General features: G+C 67.3%; 12 protein-coding genes. 8 read left to right on the top strand and 4 right to left on the bottom strand.

Features of this window, described 5'->3' with window-relative positions:
• The first annotated feature begins 116 nt into the window (after positions 1 to 116).
• Positions 117 to 2,414, top strand: a complete 2,298-nt coding sequence (locus AC1DS6_RS14660; protein WP_477102638.1) for a spermine/spermidine synthase domain-containing protein — start codon at positions 117 to 119, stop codon at positions 2,412 to 2,414.
• Between the two features lie 49 nt (positions 2,415 to 2,463).
• The gene (locus AC1DS6_RS14655; protein ID WP_477102637.1) at positions 2,464 to 3,432 is read left to right on the top strand and encodes a phosphatase PAP2 family protein; all 969 of its coding nucleotides are present in this window, start codon (positions 2,464 to 2,466) and stop codon (positions 3,430 to 3,432) included.
• Between the two features lie 39 nt (positions 3,433 to 3,471).
• Here the strand turns inward: AC1DS6_RS14655 and AC1DS6_RS14650 are convergent, their stop codons facing one another.
• The 3 genes from AC1DS6_RS14650 to AC1DS6_RS14640 are packed head-to-tail and all read right to left on the bottom strand — an operon-like array spanning position 3,472 to position 5,484.
• Positions 3,472 to 3,975 carry a TPM domain-containing protein gene (locus tag AC1DS6_RS14650; protein WP_441626407.1) on the bottom strand — a complete coding sequence of 168 codons (504 nt, stop codon included), beginning with the start codon at positions 3,973 to 3,975 and terminating at the stop codon, positions 3,472 to 3,474.
• A gap of 6 nt (positions 3,976 to 3,981) precedes the next feature.
• Positions 3,982 to 4,848: a TPM domain-containing protein gene (locus AC1DS6_RS14645; RefSeq protein ID WP_477102636.1), complete on the bottom strand. Its 867-nt coding sequence runs from the start codon at positions 4,846 to 4,848 to the stop codon at positions 3,982 to 3,984.
• 15 nt (positions 4,849 to 4,863) lie between these two features.
• Positions 4,864 to 5,484 (bottom strand): LemA family protein, encoded by a 621-nt coding sequence (locus AC1DS6_RS14640; RefSeq protein WP_441637096.1) that lies wholly within the window; start codon positions 5,482 to 5,484, stop codon positions 4,864 to 4,866.
• A gap of 436 nt (positions 5,485 to 5,920) precedes the next feature.
• Here AC1DS6_RS14640 and dapA point away from each other — a divergent pair, with 436 nt between their 5' ends.
• Positions 5,921 to 6,841 carry a 4-hydroxy-tetrahydrodipicolinate synthase gene (gene dapA, locus AC1DS6_RS14635; protein WP_441637094.1) on the top strand — a complete coding sequence of 307 codons (921 nt, stop codon included), beginning with the start codon at positions 5,921 to 5,923 and terminating at the stop codon, positions 6,839 to 6,841.
• Between the two features lie 44 nt (positions 6,842 to 6,885).
• Here dapA and hemL read toward each other — a convergent pair whose 3' ends face one another.
• On the bottom strand, positions 6,886 to 8,175 hold the full coding sequence (gene hemL / locus AC1DS6_RS14630; RefSeq protein ID WP_441637092.1) for a glutamate-1-semialdehyde 2,1-aminomutase: 1,290 nt from the start codon (positions 8,173 to 8,175) through the stop codon (positions 6,886 to 6,888).
• Between the two features lie 215 nt (positions 8,176 to 8,390).
• Here hemL and AC1DS6_RS14625 point away from each other — a divergent pair, with 215 nt between their 5' ends.
• The 5 genes from AC1DS6_RS14625 (at position 8,391) to AC1DS6_RS14605 (ending at position 12,740) form a co-directional block, all read left to right on the top strand.
• A complete protein-coding gene (locus AC1DS6_RS14625; RefSeq protein ID WP_006159034.1) occupies positions 8,391 to 8,561 on the top strand; it encodes a rubredoxin in 171 nt (56 codons plus the stop codon).
• A gap of 419 nt (positions 8,562 to 8,980) precedes the next feature.
• Entirely contained in the window at positions 8,981 to 9,481 is a 501-nt protein-coding gene (locus AC1DS6_RS14620) for a response regulator (RefSeq protein WP_441637090.1), read from the top strand.
• 32 nt (positions 9,482 to 9,513) lie between these two features.
• Positions 9,514 to 9,882, top strand: coding sequence for a response regulator (locus AC1DS6_RS14615; protein WP_035859363.1), 369 nt, complete (start codon positions 9,514 to 9,516; stop codon positions 9,880 to 9,882).
• A gap of 57 nt (positions 9,883 to 9,939) precedes the next feature.
• On the top strand, positions 9,940 to 10,509 hold the full coding sequence (locus AC1DS6_RS14610) for a chemotaxis protein CheW (protein WP_441637088.1): 570 nt from the start codon (positions 9,940 to 9,942) through the stop codon (positions 10,507 to 10,509).
• A 62-nt stretch (positions 10,510 to 10,571) separates the two neighbouring features.
• A complete protein-coding gene (locus tag AC1DS6_RS14605; protein WP_477102635.1) occupies positions 10,572 to 12,740 on the top strand; it encodes a methyl-accepting chemotaxis protein in 2,169 nt (722 codons plus the stop codon).
• Positions 12,741 to 12,789 lie beyond the last annotated feature (49 nt).

Here is a 12,789-nt window from a genome sequence, read left to right as displayed (position 1 = left end):
ATGACCCCCCGAAAAGCCGATCCCGGATCGGGACGCCATGACATACAGTGGCTCGAAAGGCTTTCCGGCAGGCTCGGCGGTACCTGACCGGAAGGTGAAAACGGGAAGGGGGTCCCATGAAACTGAGCAATCCGGTTGCTGGCGCCGTGCCGGCGGCCGCCCTGCCAGAAGACATTCGCATGGCAGCGGCTGGCGCACAGGCCTTGCGCTGGCGACGCACCCTCTGCGTCCTGTTTTTCTTCTCCGGATTCCCGGCACTGATCTATCAGCTGGTGTGGCAGCGCGCCCTGTTTCGCATCTTCGGCGTCAATATCGAATCGGTAACGATCGTCGTCACCGCCTTCATGCTGGGGCTGGGACTCGGCAGCCTGGCAGGCGGCTTGTTGTCGAGGCGGCGCGGCCTGGCGCTGCTTCCGCTGCTGGCCGCCATCGAGTTGCTCACCGGCGCCTTCGGCCTGGTGTCGCTCGACGTTTTCGACCGGGTGGGGGCCTTCGCACTGGGCTTGCCGCTGAGCGCGACGGCGGCGCTTGCACTGGCGCTGGTACTGGTGCCGACCTTGTTGATGGGCGCGACGCTGCCGCTGCTCGTCGGCCAGCTTGCCCGCCGGTCCGGCAATGTGGGCAGTTCTGTCGGGCTTCTGTACTACGTCAATACCCTGGGTGCCGGCGCGGCCTGCCTGATTGGCGCTTTCGGGTTGTTCCCTTTTCTCGGCATGCGGGCCACGGTGTACGTGGCAGTTGCCATCAATGTCACGGTGGCGTTGGGGGCCCTGGTGGCGCACTGGCGCGCAGGCGATGGGCGTGATGGTGTTGCGCCCATCGCGCAGCGGGCGGCGGCTGCCGCGCCCGTCCTGCGCTTTGGCGCGGTGCTGGTACTTGCCTGCGCCGGTGGGGCCATCTCGTTGTCGTACGAGATCTTCTTCTTTCGCACGATGTCCTATGCCACCGGGGGCAACGCCTCCGCATTCGCGCTGACCCTTGGCATCTTCCTGATCGGTATTGCATCGGGAGCGCGCCAGGCCGGGGACTGGTGTAGTGCCGCGGTCGGGCATGGCATGCGCAGGCTGGCTGGCGGGATGCTCACGGCCAACCTTGCGGGTCTGCTGTTCCTGCCCCTGCTGGCGCATCTCGCCGTGCCCGGGATCGTGTTGCTCTGCGCCATGTTGCTGGTTGTGTTTCTGGTCGCGCGAGGCTGGGGCGCGCTGCTGCCGTGTCTGGCCCATTGGGGTGTCGCGGCCGACCACCGGGCGGGCATGCGCACCGCACTGTTGTATCTCGCGAACATCGTCGGCTCCGCCTCAGGCAGCATACTGACCGGCTTCATCCTGATGGAGCATATCAGCCTGGTTGGCATTGGCGTGGCGCTGGTATGCGCCGGGCTTTCATGCGCCGTCCTGCTGAACGCATGGCTGCCGTTGTCGCGGCAGACGCGGCGCTGGCATGCGGGCGCTGCCGCCGCGCTGTGGGTGCTGGCCGTGGTGGCGCTGCCGGTGTCGAGCCGCGGCGTGCTCGAGGCGCTGCTGTGGAAGGATGCGCCGGACCCCAAGGGACCGTTTGCCCACGTGATCGAGAATCGCAGCGGCATCATCGCTGTGGACCGCGAGGGCGCCGTGTACGGCGGCGGGATGTATGACGGCCGTTTCAATGTCGACCTGCGGAATGACACCAACGGCATCATCCGGCCCTATGCACTGAACCTGTTCCAGCCGCACTCGCGCGATGTTCTGATGATTGGCCTCTCGTCCGGTTCGTGGGCGCAGGTGATCGCCAACAATCCCGAGGTGCGCTCGCTCACCATCGTGGAGATCAACCCTGGTTATGTCGACCTGGTGGCGCGCATGCCGGCCGAGGCCTCCGTGCTCAGCAATCCCAAGGTGCGGATCGTGACCGACGACGGGCGCCGATGGCTGCGCATGCATCCCGAACGGCGCTTCGATGCCATCGTGTCGAACACGACCTGGCACTTCAGGGCCAATACCACCAATCTATTGTCCATGGAATTCCTTCGCCTGGCCGACGCGCATCTGGCTCCGGGGGGCGTCCTCTACTACAACACCACCGATTCGCCGCGGGTCCAGCGCACGGCTTGCCTGGCATTCCCGCACGGCGCCCGTTTCAAGAACCACGTCGTAGTATCGCGTGCGCCGCTGGCATGGGATTTCGAGCACTGGCGCAAGACGCTGGCCGCCTATCGCATCGACGGCCGCCCGGTGCTCGACGCAGGCGGCGGCCACGATCGCCGCATCGTGGATGGCATGCTGGGCGAGTGGAAAGCTGCCCAGGACAGCGGTGAGGCTGGGCGCTCCAATGTGATAGAGGGATGCCCGGGCATCCTGGCTCGCACGGCAGGGCTGCCGGTGGTTACCGATGACAACATGGGCAGCGAGTGGCGTCATTTGATGGGGCTTGATTGAGGACCGCCTAATCGGCGGTGCCGCACGCTGGCCGGCACGGGGAGGCAGCATGACATCGGATAGCAGGCTCTGGACGCGGGGCGATACGATAAGGTGGGGACTGGTCCTGCTGTTGCTGGCCGTCGAAGCGCTGTGGCTGAAAAGCAGCGGCAGGACAATCGGCGCGCAGGGGCTCGAGGGGCGGTTGCAAGCCTTCGCCGCGCTTGGCGCGATAAGCGGCTTCCTCGTCCTTGTGGCCAGCCGCCAGTCATCGCGCAGGCTGCGCATCGGTGAACTGGCCGTGGCGATGCACAGCCTTTGCTGGCTGACGGTGTTCATGAGCAGCATGTGCGTGCTTTCGTATTTGCTGGTCACGCTGGCGCCGCCGCTGATCGATGGCCAGCTTGCCGCCACGGATGCCGCGCTGGGTTTCCACTGGCCGGCCGTGCATGCCTGGGTACGTGCGCGGACCGAGCTGAGCGAAGCGCTGGACTGGTGCTACAACTCGGGTCGGATGGAGCTGTTTCTGGTTCCGTTGGCGATCGCCTTGTTTGGCCCTGTAGCCAGCTTGCGGGAGTTCCTGTCCGGCCTGTTCATCTCGTTGTCACTGGTGCTGCTCGTGTCGACGCCGTTCCCGGCAAGCGGCGCTTATCACTATTTCGGTGGCGTGTCGGCGGCGGAGCTGGCGCAGACGTCCCACTTCATTCCCCTGCGCGACGGCACGCTGCGTGTGTTCGATCTTGAAGCGGCGCAGGGCCTGGTTTCGATGCCATCGTTTCACACGGTCATGGGGCTGCTGTTCATCCAGGCGATGTGGTGGTCACGCCTGGCGCTGATCGTGGTGTTGCCGTTCAATGTCGTGATGATCCTGTCCACGCCGACCCAGGGAGGCCACTACCTGGCCGACGTACTGGCAGGCGTGGCCGTGTGGGCGATCACGGCGGCGCTGGTGCGCGCGTTGCGGCGCGCAGGCAATCCACTGCAGTGGGTTGCGGCAATACCGCTCGTGCCTGCAGGCAGGTTCGGGCGGGCGCGCTGAGCGGGATGCGCCGCGGCGCCCGCTTCATCGCGCCGCGCGCTACAGCATGACCGGCCGGTCGTCGAGTTCGTTGGGATTGGGCCGGTCGCCCGCGGGGAAATGCACAGCCAGCAGCTGATGGATCTTCTCCACCGCCGCCAGCACAGGCCTGACCGACAGCTCCCGCGCCAGCCCGCTCGCCAGCTCGTCGCAGATCGCGCGCCAGGTATCCGGGCCCACACGGGCATCGATGCCGCGGTCGGCCAGAAGTTCGACCGCGTGATCGGCCAGGTTGATATACAGCAGCACGCCGGTATGGCCTTCGGTGTTCCACACCTCCAGCGCACCGAACAAGGCGCGTGCGCGCTCGCGCGGGCTGACGCCCGAGAAGGCTAGCCCCACGGGCAGGCTGGATTCGATTACCACCCGCACTTCGCCACGATGCTGCCGTTCGCCGGCGCGTACCGCCTGCTGCAACTGTTGCTGGGCTTCGGCGGGGAAGTGCTTGCTGGCGGCACCGGGGCGCGTGCCCAGGTGGCGCAGTGCGCGTTTGAAATGGGGCATATGCCGTTACCAGTTGCCGGAGGCGCCGCCTCCGTCGAAGCCACCACCGCCGCCGCCACCGAAGCCGCCACCACCACCACCGCCTCCGCCTCCGCCTCCGAATCCACCGCCGCCGCCACGTCCCCAGCCGCCGCCCCCGAGACCGCCAAGGGTGCCGCCCAGTCCGCCGGCCGCAGCATCCCAGCCGCGCCCGCGCGTCACGATGCGCGAGCCGCCCGAGCGCCGTGCCGCGGAGATAAAGAAGAACAGGATGATGGCAAGCGGGAACAGCACCGGCAGCCAGTCGGTCCACGAGCCGCTCTGGGCCGGCTTGCCACCGGCCTGCGGGCCCGGCAGGGCCTCCTTGTCGATGGTGGCCTGGATGGCCGATACGCCGGCCGCGATGCCGCCGTAGAAATCGTTCTGGCGGAAATGCGGCGCCATCACGTCTTGCAGGATGCGCTTGGACATCGCGTCGGTGAGCGAGCCCTGCACGCCGCGTCCCACCTCCAGGCGCATCTTGCGCAGACCGGGCGGATTGTCCTTGGCGATCAGCAGGATCACGCCATCGTCGATGCCTTTGCGCCCGGCGCGCCAGGCGTCGGCCACGCGGATGCTGTAGGCGTCGATCGGCTCGGGCTCGGTGGTCGGCACCATCAGCACGAAGATCTGGCTGCCGCGCTGCTGCTCGTACTCGGCCAGCACGTTCTCCAGCGCGCCGCGCTGGCTGGCGCTCAGCGTGCCGGTGAGGTCGGTGACCCGCTGCGTGAGCGGCGGCACCACCACGAAGCCGTCGCCGGCGGCCATGGCGGGCGGCGCCAGCAGCGCGCCCAGCCACAGCATCAGCGCCAGCATGGCGGCCGTCCAGCCACTGCGCTCAGGGAGATGCGGCATAGCCATCGGTCCGTATCAGAACTTCACCGCCGGCGGCGCTGAGATGGCTTTCTCGTTTTCCACCGAGAACGACGGCTTGACCGGGTACTTGAAGACCATCGCGGTCAGGTTGGTGGGGAAGCTGCGCGCCAGGATGTTGTAGTCGCGCACCGCGGCGATGTAGCGCTGGCGCGCCACCGTGATGCGGTTCTCCGTCCCTTCGAGCTGCGACTGCAGGTCGCGGAAGGAGGCATCGGCCTTGAGCTGCGGATAGTTTTCCGACACCGCGAGCAGGCGCGACAACGCGCCGCTCAGCTCGCCCTGGGCCTGCTGGAAGCGCTTGAACGCTTCAGGATCGTTGAGCGTCTCGGGCGAGACCTGGATGCTGGTAGCCGCGGCGCGGGCCTTGGTGACCGCCTCGAGCGTCTCGCGCTCATGCGTGGCGTAGCCCTTGACGGTGTTGACCAGGTTGGGGATCAGGTCGGCGCGGCGCTGGTACTGGTTGATCACCTCGCCCCAGGCCGCCTTGACGGCCTCGTCCTTGGTCTGGAAGTCGTTGTAGCCGCAGGCGGACAACAGGCTCGCGCACAAGGCCAGCATGAGCCAGCGCAAGACGGACTGCCCGGAGGACAGGGACAGGGGAAGGGATGCGCGCATCGAGGACTCCGGAATTCGTGGAATTACCAGTGTAGCGCAGGGGCCGGCTGGGCAATCAAAATGACTTGGGGGTGGCTTGACGGCGGCATGGCCAGACGGGTAGATTGTCGTCTCTGCCGTGGTTGCGACGGCGGTGTCCGCCGGGCGCCGTGCCGCATCACCATCCAGCCCGAACCTGCAATGCGCGCCTTTTCGATGATTTCCGCTCCTGCTTCCGCTGCCTCGCAGCGGCAGGTGCCGGCGCGCGCCAAAGCCAAAAAACAGCCGCTCGTCTGACCGGGGCGCTGTTCCGTCAGATGAGCGACGGAACGGCACCTGCGCACAGGCGTACAGGGGGCGAGGCCAGGTTCATGCTTTCCCACTGCCCACGCGGGCTCATCTGCCACCCGGCGCACTTCTGCACGGTTTTATTGACCGGTCGCACAGGAGTGATCCGATGCAAGCAGTTCAACAAGCACAGCAGCAAGCACAACAAGTATTTTCTGGAATCTGGCTGCCGCTGGTGACGCCGTTTGCCGGCGGCGCCGTCGATCATGGCGCGCTGGCCCGGCTAGTGGCGCGCTATGCCGGTAGCGGCATCGCTGGCTTCGTGGTGTGTGGCAGCACCGGAGAGGCGGCTGCCCTCGACGAAGCGGAGCAACTGGCCGTGCTCGACACCGTGCTGTCCGGCGCCGGCGCCTTGCCGGTGATCATGGGCGTGGCGGGCAGCCAGTTGAAGCAGGTGCAGGTGCGCGTGCGCCGCCTTGCCGAGCGGCCGCTGGCCGGGCTGCTCGCGCCCGCGCCTTACTACGTCCGCCCGTCGCAGGCGGGCCTGCTGGACTATTTCCATGCGCTGGCCGACAGCGCCGCCGCGCCGCTGGTGCTGTACGACATTCCCTACCGGACCGGCGTGAAGCTGGAGACGGAAACCATCCTGGCGCTGGCCACCCATCCGAATATCCGTGCCATCAAGGACTGCGGCGGGGACTACCACGGCACGCAGTCCGTGATTGCGGACGGACGCCTCGCCGTGCTGGCGGGCGAGGATCACCAGGTGCTGGGTACGCTGTGCCTGGGCGGCACGGGCGCGATCATCGCGTCGGCCCACCTATATCCGGAACTGTTCGCGGCGCTGGCCAGGGCAGTGGCCGGGCAGCGGCTGGACCCGGCGCGCCGGATCTTCCATGCCTTGATGCCGATGATCCGCCTGCTGTTCACGGAGCCCAATCCGGGTCCGCTCAAGGCCATGCTGACGCGGGAGGGATGGCTGCGCGATGAGTTGCGCGCGCCGATGACCCCCGCCAGCGCAGGGCTGCAGGCGGCACTGGCGCAGGCCTGCGAGCAGATCGGGGCGGCTGCGCCCGATCTGCTCGGCTGAGCCGCGCCCAGCCCCAGGGCGGGGCGGTCGCGGCCGGCGAACCCTCAGGCCGCGAAGGCCTTGCGGGCGGCGTCGATGGTGGCGGCCAGGATGGCGTCGTCGTGCTGCGCCGAGACGAAGCCCGCCTCGTAGGCGGACGGCGCCAGGTAGACGCCTGTATCCAGCATGGCGTGGAAGAAGCGGTTGAAGCGGGCCGTATCGCACTGCGTGACTTCGGCGAAGCTGCCCGGCACGCCCTCGCGGAAGTACAGGCCGAACATGCCGCCGATGGCGTCCGCGGCGAACGGCACGCCGGCTTCGCGGGCAGCCGCGGCCAGTCCGTCGGCCAGCTTGCGGGTTTGCGCGGCGAGCCGGTCATGGAAGCCCGGCGCCTGGATCAGCTTGAGCGTGGTCAGCCCGGCCGCCACCGCCAGCGGGTTGCCCGATAGCGTGCCGGCCTGGTACACGCCGCCCAGCGGCGCCAGGCAGGCCATGATGTCGCGCCGGCCGCCAAAGGCCGCCGCCGGCATGCCGCCGCCGATCACCTTGCCCAGGCAGGTCATGTCCGGCGTGATGCCGTAGTGCGCCTGCGCGCCGCCCAGCGCCACGCGGAAGCCGGTCATCACCTCGTCGAAGATCAGCACCGCGCCGTACTTGGTGCACAGCGAGCGCATCGCTTGCAGGAAGGCATCGCTGGCGCGCACCAGGTTCATATTGCCGGCCACCGGCTCCACGATCACCGCGGCGATTTCGTCGGCATGCTTGATAAAGGCTTGCTCCAGCTGCTCGACGTTGTTGTATTCCAGCACCATGGTGTGCTTGGTCACGTCGGCGGGCACGCCGGCCGAGGAGGGCGCGTTCTTGGTGGTGTCGGCAAAGGTCAGCAGGCCGGACCCCGCCTTGACCAGCAGGCTGTCGGCGTGGCCGTGGTAGCAGCCCTCGAACTTGACGATCAGGTCGCGCTTGGCAAAGCCGCGCGCCAGGCGCAGCGCGCTCATGGTGGCCTCGGTGCCGGAGGAAACCAGCCGCACCTGCTCGATCGACGGCACCAGCTTGCAGATTTCCTCGGCCATCTCGATTTCGGCTTCGGTCGGCGCCCCAAAGGAGAAGCTGAGACCAGCGGTCTCCTGCACCGCGCGCACCACCTCGGGGTGGGCGTGGCCGACGATCATCGGGCCCCAGGAGCCGATATAGTCGATGTAGCGCTGGCCATCGGCGTCCCACATGTAAGCGCCCTCGGCGCGCGTGATGAAGCGGGGGGTGCCGCCCACCGAGCGAAAGGCGCGCACGGGCGAATTGACGCCGCCCGGAATGGTTTGCTGTGCGCGGTCGAAGAGCTGCTGGTTACGAGACATGGCTTTGCGTGAAATCAAAAGCGGGAGAAACGCGTTCTATCAGGCAGCAAGTTACGTGGAAAATGCCGGCAAAAGAGTCGAAATGCGAGGCATTTGCCGGGTAACGTGCGCGAACACGGCGTATTTGGCCCGAATCGTACTTGCCCTGCTGGCGCCGGCGGCGCCGATTCGGTACCATCTGGCCCTGAATTTTAATGGAGAGTGACTGTACCGTTATGGAATACAAGACCTGGATGTGCCTGATCTGCGGGTGGATTTACGACGAGGCCACCGGCGCGCCCGAAGACGGCATTGCCCCCGGCACCAAATGGGAAGACGTGCCCATCAACTGGACCTGCCCGGAATGTGGCGCGCGCAAGGAAGATTTCGAGATGGTGGCCCTGTAAAGCTGCCGCATCGTACCGCGCAAGCCGTTCGTCGCCCGCCAGGTCAGGCCGGCCGGCGTGATTTGGCAATGCGGGGGCATGACGCGGCCGTGACGAACGCCGCCGGCCCGCCGTAGCGCGTCGCGTCAATGCGACAGATCGGGCGGGGCTGCCCCGGTTTCCGGATTGACGGCCCCACGGCGACTTGTCACACTCTGTTTCAAATTTGAAAATCCATCCCTTAGGGGGGTGGACCTTGGCAGGCGCGGGTACCACGCGCCGCCGTTTGCCGCGTACCGGGTCACCGGTCCGGCGCGTTTTCGGGAATCAAATCGTTTTTGTTTCGGGGGTCCGTCGGGGCAGGCAGCTGCGCCGCGCGGAAGTTCTCAAGTGAATGCCGGCGCTTTCCCCCTGGGAAGCACGCTGGTCGCGGGAACGAGATGCGGGTCGCTCAACTACAAGAAAGCATTCGGGTCAACGCCGAGGTCAGCGGCGCGGTCGAAACTGGCGTCAGCGCCAGCGGCGTTGCTGCGCCTGCGCCGGCGCGCCGCAAGGTGCTCGTCATCGACGATTCCAGCACCATCCGCCGCACCGCCGAGATCTTCCTGTCCCAGGCAGGCTGCCAGGTGCTGCTCGCCGAAGACGGCTTCGAGGCACTCGCCAAGGTCGGCGACATGCATCCGGACCTGATCTTCTGCGACATCCTGATGCCGCGCCTGGATGGCTACCAGACCTGCGCCCTGATCAAGAAAAGCCCCCGATTCCATGCCATCCCGGTGATCATGCTGTCCTCCCGCGACGGCGTGTTCGACCGCTCGCGCGGCCGCCTGGTCGGCGCGCAAGACCATCTCGCCAAGCCGTTTACCCGCGAGTCGCTGCTGCTGGCGGTCGATGCCTGCGTGCCGCGCGCCGCCGCCGTGGCCAGCCCCTTGCCGGCTTGAGCGCATATCAAGGCGCATATCAAGGAATATTCATGACTATCAGCAAAATCCTTATCGTTGACGACTCCCCGACCGAAGCCCTGTTCATGTCCGACCTGCTCGGCAAGAAGGGTTTCAAGGTGTCGGTGGCCGGCAATAGCGACCAGGCCTTCGCCCGGCTCGAGAAGGAAGCCTTCGACCTGATCCTGATGGACGTGGTGATGCCTGGCCAGAACGGCTACCAGGCGACCCGCGCGATCAAGCGCGACGACCGCTTCAAGGACATTCCCGTGATCATGTGCACCAGCAAGGGCCTGGACACCGACCGCATCTGGGGCATGCGCCAGGGCGCGGCAGACTACATCGTCAAGCCGGTCGACGGCGAAGAACTGCTCACCAAGATCGCCGCGCTGACCCACTGAGCCAGGCGCCGATCCTGCACCCGCTCCCTCCCTACGCCTATCATCCGGACCTAGACCATGAACGCGCCGCGCCAGGACCTCCGTGCCCGCCAGACCCGGCTGCAGGACTACCAGGCCATGCTGGCCCGCCGCCTGCGCGAGGCGCGCAACCTGCCGGCGGTGGACAGCTACCTGGGTTTGCAGGTAGGCCAGCGGCACTGGCTGCTGCCGTTGCCGCAGACGGGCGAGGTGCTGGAGATGCGCCAGCCCAGCCGCGTGCCGCTGACGCAGTCCTGGTACACGGGACTGGTGAATGCACGCGGCAGCCTGCTGGGCGTGATCGATTTCGGCCTGTTCTGCGGCGAGGGAGCCACCGCGCTGCAGCCGGGCAGCAAGATCGTGGTGCTGTCGCGCCAGGTGGAGCGCGCTTGCGGCATTCTTGCCACGCGCGTGATCGGGCTGCGTCATGCAGGCGACCTGTCCTTGCCGGCGGAGTCCGCGGACCGGGCGCCGGCTCGGCAGGAGGCGGCGCCGGAGTGGGAGGGCGCCCGTTTTGCCGACCGCGACGGGCGTGACTGGCAGGTGCTCGACGTGCGCAGGTTGCTGGCGTCTCCGGCCTTCCTGCAGGTGGGCCGGCAGGCCGCCTGAGCGTCGCGCGGGCATGCCCGCTGCAACAAATCAAAATCGAAAAATAACGGACAGAGGGTGCTATGGGCTTCAAGATGTTCAACCTGGGTCGCCAGGCACAGGTGGTCAGTGCCGCCGAACCGGCGGTGAATGCCGCCGCCGCGCCTGGCACGCGTAGCACCCCGGCCCGGCGGTTCTCGGACAGGCTTTCCCGCCTCCCGTTTGCCAGCCAGCAACGCGCGCTGACCGCGGGCGTGGTGCTGTCGCTGACCGCCCTGCTGGCCTCGGTGTATTTCGACAACCGTGAAGCCAACAACGGCGCCGCGCAGATCGAGATCGCGGGCGACATGCTGATGCACTCCCAGCGCCTGGCCAAGGCGGTGCCGGTGGCCCTGCTGGGCAATGCGCAGGCCTTCACGCAGCTGCGCCAGTCCAAGAGCGAACTCGCCGGCGACTTGCAGGCGCTGCAAAACGGCAGCGACGCCAAGCACGTGCGTGCCACCGGCGGGGCGGCCGCGCCGTTGCTGGAAAAGGCCATGGAGTCCTGGCAGCGCACCGAGAAGAGCGCTGGCGACGTACTGGCCCAGCAGCCAACCCTGACCACCATCGGCCAGACCCTGCAGATCTTCAACGCTTCCAACCCGGAACTGCTGGAAAGCGCCGAGCAGGTGGCGGCGATCAAGCTGCAGAGCGGCGCCAATGCGCGCGAGGTGGCTGCCTCCGCGCAGCTGGTGATGCTGACGCAGCGCCTGGGCAAGAACCTCAACGAGTTCCTGGCGGGCGAAGGCGTCAATCCGGAAACCGCGTTCCTGCTGGGCAAGGACACCAATACCTTCCGCGAAACCCTGGACGGGCTGATGAACGGCAGCGAAGCGCTGCGCTTGTCCGCCGCCGGCGATGCAGAGACCCGCGGCTACCTGCAGCTGCTGTCGCAGCGGTTCGACGCGGTGCAGAAGACCACCCAGACCATTCTGCAGAACCTGCCCGGCCTGATCGCCGCCAAGCGCGCCCAGCAGCAGATCTTCAATGACAACGAGGCGCTGCGCGGCGAACTGTCCGCGCTGCAGGCAGCCTATGCCGAAGGCGCGCGCGTGCGCCCGCTGACGCTGGGCGCCACCGTCGTCTCGGCCTTGCTCACGCTGCTGTTCCTGGCTGGCCTGGCCGCGCTGTACCTGCGCGACTCCCGCGCCCGTACCCTCGAAGCGGAGGCCCGCGAACGCGAGGCGGAAGCCCGCCGCCTGGACGAAAAGCGCAACAACGACGCTACCCAGAAGGCCATTCTGCAGCTGATGAACGAACTGCAGGACATCGCCGACGGGGACCTGACCAAGCAGGCCACCGTGACCGAGGACATCACCGGCGCCATCGCCGACTCGGTGAACTACACGGTGGAGGAACTGCGCGAACTGGTGGGCCGCGTGCAGCAGACCGCCGGCGAGGTGACGCAGGCATCGAGCCAGGTGCAGGACACCTCGACCGAGCTGGTCGCGGCGTCGGAAGAGCAATCGCGCCAGATCCGCCAGACCGGCGAATCGGTGGTGGAGATGGCGGATCGCATCACGCAGGTGTCGCGCGGCGCGGCGGAATCCGCCAACGTGGCGCGCGCCTCGCTGGCCGCGGCCGAGCAGGGCCAGCACGCGGTGCAGAACGCCATCGTCGGCATGAACGACATCCGCGAGCAGATCCAGGACACCTCCAAACGCATCAAGCGCCTGGGCGAATCGTCGCAGGAGATCGGCGAAATCGTCGAACTGATTTCCGACATTACCGAGCAGACCAACGTGCTGGCGCTCAACGCCGCCATTCAGGCCGCATCGGCTGGCGAAGCCGGGCGCGGCTTCTCGGTGGTGGCCGAGGAAGTGCAGCGCCTGGCCGAGCGCTCCGGCGAGGCAACCAAGCAGATCGGCGCGCTGATCCGCACCATCCAGACCGATACGCAGGATGCGGTGCACGCCATGGAGCGCAGCACGCAAGGCGTGGTGGAAGGGGCCAAGCTGTCCGACAATGCCGGCGCCGCGCTGGTGGAGATCGGCCGCGTGTCGCGCCAGCTCGCCGAGCTGATCGAGCAGATTTCGCAGACCACCTCGCACGAGGCGGGGCTCGCCACCGCGGTGGCTCGCAATATCGAAGGCATCTTGCATGTGACCGAGCAGACTTCCTCGGGCACGCGGCAGACCGCACTGTCGGTGCGCCAGCTGACTCTGCTGACCGAAGAGCTGCGCAACTCCGTGCTGCGATTCAAGATCGCCTGACGGGTTACGCAAGGGCCGCGCGAGCGGGCCACGGGCCGGCGCCACCGCA

This window comes from Cupriavidus sp. 05L310 (assembly GCF_056398185.1).
This window is presented reverse-complemented; position numbering and strand designations above follow the sequence as displayed.

Coding starts and splice junctions, on each gene's coding strand:
- AC1DS6_RS14650 (WP_441626407.1), bottom strand. CDS start 3,975: ATGCCCCATTTCAAACGCGCACTGCGCCACCTGGGCACGCGCCCCGGT.
- AC1DS6_RS14610 (WP_441637088.1), top strand. CDS start 9,940: ATGAACGCGCCGCGCCAGGACCTCCGTGCCCGCCAGACCCGGCTGCAG.
- dapA (WP_441637094.1), top strand. CDS start 5,921: ATGCAAGCAGTTCAACAAGCACAGCAGCAAGCACAACAAGTATTTTCT.
- AC1DS6_RS14625 (WP_006159034.1), top strand. CDS start 8,391: ATGGAATACAAGACCTGGATGTGCCTGATCTGCGGGTGGATTTACGAC.
- AC1DS6_RS14620 (WP_441637090.1), top strand. CDS start 8,981: ATGCGGGTCGCTCAACTACAAGAAAGCATTCGGGTCAACGCCGAGGTC.
- AC1DS6_RS14660 (WP_477102638.1), top strand. CDS start 117: ATGAAACTGAGCAATCCGGTTGCTGGCGCCGTGCCGGCGGCCGCCCTG.
- AC1DS6_RS14605 (WP_477102635.1), top strand. CDS start 10,572: ATGGGCTTCAAGATGTTCAACCTGGGTCGCCAGGCACAGGTGGTCAGT.
- AC1DS6_RS14615 (WP_035859363.1), top strand. CDS start 9,514: ATGACTATCAGCAAAATCCTTATCGTTGACGACTCCCCGACCGAAGCC.
- AC1DS6_RS14640 (WP_441637096.1), bottom strand. CDS start 5,484: ATGCGCGCATCCCTTCCCCTGTCCCTGTCCTCCGGGCAGTCCGTCTTG.
- AC1DS6_RS14645 (WP_477102636.1), bottom strand. CDS start 4,848: ATGCCGCATCTCCCTGAGCGCAGTGGCTGGACGGCCGCCATGCTGGCG.
- AC1DS6_RS14655 (WP_477102637.1), top strand. CDS start 2,464: ATGACATCGGATAGCAGGCTCTGGACGCGGGGCGATACGATAAGGTGG.
- hemL (WP_441637092.1), bottom strand. CDS start 8,175: ATGTCTCGTAACCAGCAGCTCTTCGACCGCGCACAGCAAACCATTCCG.